At 62.1% G+C, this 5,882-nt stretch carries 5 protein-coding genes and 1 pseudogene; all 6 read left to right on the top strand.

Annotation, left to right across the window (positions count from 1 at the left end):
* Positions 1 to 633 (top strand): SIS domain-containing protein (locus ACXJ7R_RS22900; protein WP_457153840.1); only part of this gene is annotated, 633 nt, incomplete at its 5' end.
* A 10-nt stretch (positions 634 to 643) separates the two neighbouring features.
* Positions 644 to 1,462, top strand: coding sequence for a PfkB family carbohydrate kinase (locus ACXJ7R_RS22895; RefSeq protein WP_457153839.1), 819 nt, complete (start codon positions 644 to 646; stop codon positions 1,460 to 1,462).
* Positions 1,463 to 1,469: 7 nt separating this feature from the next.
* Positions 1,470 to 2,678 carry a M24 family metallopeptidase gene (locus ACXJ7R_RS22890; RefSeq protein WP_457153838.1) on the top strand — a complete coding sequence of 403 codons (1,209 nt, stop codon included), beginning with the start codon at positions 1,470 to 1,472 and terminating at the stop codon, positions 2,676 to 2,678.
* A gap of 65 nt (positions 2,679 to 2,743) precedes the next feature.
* On the top strand, positions 2,744 to 3,763 hold the full coding sequence (gene potA / locus ACXJ7R_RS22885; protein ID WP_457153837.1) for a polyamine ABC transporter ATP-binding protein: 1,020 nt from the start codon (positions 2,744 to 2,746) through the stop codon (positions 3,761 to 3,763).
* A gap of 25 nt (positions 3,764 to 3,788) precedes the next feature.
* Positions 3,789 to 4,826, top strand: a complete 1,038-nt coding sequence (locus ACXJ7R_RS22880) for an ABC transporter substrate-binding protein (RefSeq protein ID WP_457153836.1) — start codon at positions 3,789 to 3,791, stop codon at positions 4,824 to 4,826.
* A gap of 659 nt (positions 4,827 to 5,485) precedes the next feature.
* Positions 5,486 to 5,882: pseudogene (locus ACXJ7R_RS22875) on the top strand (hypothetical protein); the annotation flags it as partial.

The following is a 5,882-nucleotide window of genomic DNA, read 5'->3' as shown; positions in this document are numbered from 1 at the left end:
GAATGCGATGACGTCTTCACGTACCACAGCGACCGAACCATCCTGGCGCCGAAGCAAGTGCTGATTGGCCTGATGGTGACGGCGCTTCTGAAGGAAGCCGGGGCAAAATTCGATTTCGCGGCATTGGAACAGGCTTTCGCTGCGGTGCCGGCAGCTTTTGAACTGGCTGTGCAGGAGGCGGAGGCGCGCCTCCACGAGATCGCCACTGACTTCGCGGCCGAGACCCTGACTTACGTCCTGTCCGCCGGTCCCAATCAGGGCGCCGGCTACGGATTCGCCATGTGTTATCTCATGGAGATGCAGTGGAAGCACGCGTCCTGGTTCAACGCGAACGAATTTCTGCATGGGGCTTTCGAGGTTGTTCAGCCCGATACGGCGGTTCTTCTGTTCAAGGGCGAAGACGAAACCCGCCCGGTGATCAACCGAGTTGAGGCTTTCCTTAATAAGAACACCCGGCGCTGCCGCGTGATCGATTCGATGGACTACAGCCTGCCCGGCGTGCCGGCGTCGATGCGTGGGGACATTTCCCCGCTCCTTCTCTCGACCCTTTCCAAGCGTTTGGCCGAACACTACCAGGCGGTCACCGGGCATTCGCTCACGGAACGCCGCTACATGTTCAAGACAACCTACTGAGGCATTTCGCATGCGTGTTTGTGGCGTCGGTGACAATGTTGTCGACCGATATTTCAATCAAAGGCTGATGTTTCCGGGAGGCAACGCGGTGAATTTCGCTGTTCACGCCCGGCGAAGCGGAGCGCACGCTGCCTATCTCGGCGTGATCGGCACCGATGCCGATGGCGATCTGATCCGCTCGAGCCTGCAGGCTGAAGGCATTGAGCTCGAGCGGCTGCGTGTCGAGGACGGGCCCAATGCCTTTGCCACCGTTCATATGGACGACAGCGGCAACAACCGCAGATGGGGCCTCTGCGAGAAAGGCGTATCGATGTTCCGGCTCGACAACGCCGATCTCGACTATCTTGCCGGCTTCGACCTGGTTCACACCGGTGAGACAAGCCGATTGGACAACCAGCTTCCCGACATTCGCGAGCGCGTTGCGATCTCCTTCGATTTTTCCGAACGGAGTTTGGAATATGCTGCTGGTGTCCTGCCTTATTTAAGGGCAGCTGCCTTCTCGCGCGGCAGTGCCGGCGACGACGAAGTGGCGCGTGTTCTGGATTCCGCCCAATCGGCCGGCGTCGAACTGGTCACGATCACCCAGGGCGCGCGTGGCGCCACAGTGTGCCACAAAGGCGAGATCCTGTTCGCGCCCGCGGTTCCTGTCGATGCCGTCGATACGCTCGGCGCGGGCGACGCATTTGTAAGCCGCCTCGCGTACCGCGTGCTGACCGGCGTACCGCTTGCCGAAGCGGCCAGCGATGCAGCGCAATACTCCGCGCTCATCTGCGGCACGCGTGGCGCCTTCGGCCATGCCCGTCCCATCACACGCGAAATACCATCGTGAGAGCAAAATGAACGAGAACCCTTCGAACTCCAGGCTCATCTTTCCTTCCGAGGCGGATTACGGCAAACGCCTCGAACGCGCCCGAACTGCGATGAAGCAGGAAGGCATCGACGTTCTCGCGCTGTCGAGCTTCGACAATCATCGTTTCTTTGCCGGACTGGATGGCATCGCATCGGTGCGGCCGGTCTGGTTCGTGCTGCCACAGGATGGCGCGGCGGCTTTTGTCTCGCCCCGCATCGAAGCACCTGAGATAAGGGCGCAATGCAGCGTGCCCGTGGCTATCGAATGGGTCGAATGGGAAGAGCCGGCGAAGCCGCCCATGTCGTTCTCAGCCGCGCTCGCCGAGCATATCGGGAAAGTAGCTCCGGAAGCCCGCACGATCGGCGTCGACTTCGACGCTACCTCGGCGCGCAATCTCGACCTGGTCAGGGATGCCCTTGGTACCGAACGTATCCGGGACGTGACAGTCACGCTTCGTGAGGTGCGTCGCCGCAAGGATGCCGCAACGATCGACGTCGTCCGGCGCTGCGCCGACATCGCTGCCCACCAGTTCAAGGCAAGCTGCGAAGCTGTAGCCCCCGGTGTTCCCGAATGGGAAGTGGCGCTTGTTTCCCGCACGGCCGCGATGCGGCGTGCCGCGGAATGGTGGAACGGCGATGAGAACCATTCGCCGCTTCTCCAGGGCATCCATGTCATGGGTAGCGGCAGCATCCGTTCAGGGCGCGCCCATGCAGTTGCCGCCGGTCGGTCTATGCGGGAAGGGGAACTCCTGCAGCTCTGCTATTGCGGCCGGCCGTTCTTTGGGCACGGCATCTGTTTCGACCGACCGGTCCAGGTGGGGTCGACGGGTTTGCCGACGGATGTCCGCAAGATCGTGGACGTCGCACGCAAGGCCCAGGAAGCGGCGTTGGCAAAGGTGCGCGAGGGCGTGACGACCGGCGAGGTTCACGCTGCCGCCGTCGCGGTCATCGGACGCCACGGCTGGGACCGTGCCATGCAGCATCGCACCGGTCGCGGGATCGGCCTTTCCGATCCTGAGTTTCCCGAGATCAAGGCCAGCGACCCGACCGTGCTTGAAGCGGGAATGCTCCTCGGCATCGAGCCGGGCGTCTATGTCGACGGTATTGGTGGCGCCCGCTTCGGCGATACCGTTCTCGTTACCGAAACCGGATACGAGCCGCTTACGCCGCTTGACCTGGGAAGGGCCGTGGAATGACAGGCCAGCCACTCCCCGCCGTTTCCTTTCAGGGTGTCACCCGGCGCTACGGAAGTGTGTCTGCGGTGAGCGACGTTACCCTCGACATCTCRTCGGGGGAGTTCTTCGCGCTGCTCGGCTCGAGYGGTTCYGGCAAGACGACGCTCCTCATGCTCCTGGCGGGGTTCGACACGCCRACCGAAGGCCGCGTGCTGATGTCGGGCACGTCCGTCTCGGACGTGCCTCCGCATCGGCGACGGATCGGGGTGGTCTTCCAGAACTATGCGCTTTTCCCGCACATGTCGGCTGCCGAGAACGTTGCCTACCCGCTGAGGATGCGCGGCGTCGCACGTGCCGAGCGCGAGGCGCGAGTGAATGCCGCGCTCGGTCTCGTCAATCTTGCCGATCGCTGGTCTTCATATCCGTCGCAGTTGTCCGGTGGGCAGCAGCAACGCGTGGCGCTCGCCCGCGCTCTCGTTTTCGGCCCCGACCTCCTGCTCATGGACGAACCGCTTGGCGCCCTCGATCGAAGGCTCCGCGACCAGATGCAGCAGGAATTGAAGCGCATTCAGGGCGAGCTCGGCATCACCGTCATCTACGTGACACACGACCAGTCGGAAGCCATGGCCATGGCGAACCGGATCGGGATCATGGCCGGGGGGCGGCTTCTCCAGGTCGCCGATCCGGAAACCATCTACGCCGCACCGTCCAATCACTTCGTGGCACGCTTCCTCGGCGAGTGCTCGATTCTGCGCGTTACCGCGACGGATGGCGGCCGTGGATACGAGATCGCCGGCGTGCGCCAGTCATTGCCGTCCCCCGCGACGGCGCCTTTCGATATTGTGGTGAGGCCGGAGAACGTCTCCGTCCGCTCCGCACCCCAAATCGTATCAGACAGTGCCTTTGGTGTTCCCGCGACGATCCGCGATGTCACCTACCTCGGCGCCGGCTGGCGCGTGGCGCTGGAACTTTCCGACGGGCAGTCCCTGCTCGCCAGCATCACGCGTGGAGATGATGCGGCCGGACACCTGGCTCCCGGCAAACCCGTCATCGCGCGATGGATGCCGGCATCCGTCGCTGTTCTTCCGGCTGAAGGATCTCCCTGAAGCGGATATTAAGGAGGGTGAACCCATGACAACAAACAGACCGCATATTGGTATCTCAGCCGGCTTGCTCGCCGCGGCCAGCGTCTTCTTGTTTGCGCAGTCGGCGCCTGCAGCGGATCCGGCGGAGGTCGTTATCGCTTCCTACGGCGGGGCGTTCCAGGACGCGCAGACAAAGGCTTTCTTCGAGCCATACGCCAAAGCCACGGGTGCCAAAGTTACCGGCACCACCGGCACCGGCTATCCCAAGGTCAAGGCGATGGAGCAGAGCGGCAACATCAGCTGGGACGTCGTCTCCGCCGAGAGCCCCGCTTTTGTGAACGAGGTGAAAGACGGGCTTCTCGAACCACTCGACTATTCTGTCATAAAGGCCGACGGCATCCCGGCCGAGTTTCGCAAGCAGTACGGTGTCGGCTATATCAAGTTCGGTACGAATCTCGCGTGGAGCAAGGAGAAGTTCCCGAACGGCGTGACCGCAGCTCAGTTCTTCGACCCTGCGGTAAAAGCCCGCCGCGTGATGCCGTCGGACCCGACCTACTCCCTCGAGTTCGCTCTGATGGGTGACGGCGTAAAGCCCACTGATCTCTACCCCCTGGATGTGGATCGCGCCTTCAAGGTTATCGATCGGGTCAAGGATCAGATCGTTGGCTACAAGGGTGCCTCAGATCAGCAGGCTCTCATCCAGCAGGGCGAGATCGACTTGGCTTACATCGCGAATGGCCGAGTTAACGACGCCATCAAAGCAGGCGCCAACTGGGCTTATAGTTGGGACGCCTCGCTGTCGGATACAGAATTCTGGGCCGTGATGAAGGGCGCTCCGCATGCAGCCGAGGCGATGAAGTTCATCAACTTCGCCATCCAGCCCGAGCAGCAGGCGGAACTGACCCGGCAGATCCCCTACGGCCCGACCAATGTCGATGCGCTGAAGCTCCTCGACCCAGCCGTCGCCAAGAACCTGCCGAGCAATCCGGACAACGCGAAGCTTGGCGCAGTCCTCGATTCAGAATGGTGGCACGACAACTACGAGTCTGTGAAGGCCCGCTGGTCCACCTACATCATGCAGTGACGGCACGTCGACAGGAGCAAATGAAAATGAGGCGGAACGGGTTGATCAATTGGTGGAGCGTGTTCCTGCTCGCTCCAGCGTTCCTTCTGCTCCTCCTCGCTTTCGCTCTCCCGCTCCTGAATATCGTGCCAGAGGCGTTCGGCGGTGATGCCGTCGGGCGTTTCCTGCGGATTTTTGGGAATCCGTACCCGCAGATCATCGCAACGACGGTKCGCATCAGTCTGGAAGCAACYGCGATAACGCTCGTCGTCTCGTTTCCCTTGGCGTGGCTCTTGAGCCGGGCGAGCGGAGTGAAGGGCCTKCTTCTYGGWCTATTGGTGCTGGTTCCCTTCTTGACCAGYGTGCTGGTGCGGACYTTCGCCTGGTTGGCGATCCTCGGRCAGCGTGGCCTTGTCAACGSGACGCTTCTCGGCCTCGGGCTGATTTCGGAGCCGCTCCCCCTTCTCTTCAGCGAGCCSGCGGTCGTTCTAGCCCTGGTGCACTCCTCCATTCCCATGATGGTCTTTGCCCTCGTCAGTGTCCTGCGGCGCATCGACGGRCGCATTCTTCTGGCTGCTCATACRCTCGGSGCCAACCCACTGCGCGSCTGGCTGGGCATGGTTGTYCCGCTTGCAATCCGCGGCATCCAGTCCGGYGTCAYCATCATYTTYCTWTTCACCATGGCGAGCTTCATYGCGCCTGCCTTCCTCGGYAACCAGCGCCAGCAGATGCTTGCACAAGTGATCCAGTCGGAAATCGAGACTGGGGCTGACTGGGCTTTCGCCGCAGCACTCGGCATTACGCTTGCCGCGACGGCGACGATTGTCGTCATGGCGCTCTCCGCGGTGGCGCGATACTTCTCGCGGTGGCAGCGTCCGGGCTCATTGCCGCCCGCCATGCCGCAACAGGGGGCAGTGCAGGCGAATAAGGCGCTTCTTCGCAAGTCGGTAGCCTTGCCAACCTCGCGTTTCCACATTCCGGCGTTTTGGCACTTCAGCGCGCGGTTTGTCGAACCGGCCTATCTCTGCGCAATATCTGTCTTCATTCTTCTTCCACTGGTCGTGCTCTTCCCGGTGT

It is taken from the genome of Mesorhizobium sp. P5_C1 (assembly GCF_054049815.1).
Note: the sequence above shows the minus strand (reverse complement) of the source record. Positions and strands in the feature narration are given on the sequence as shown.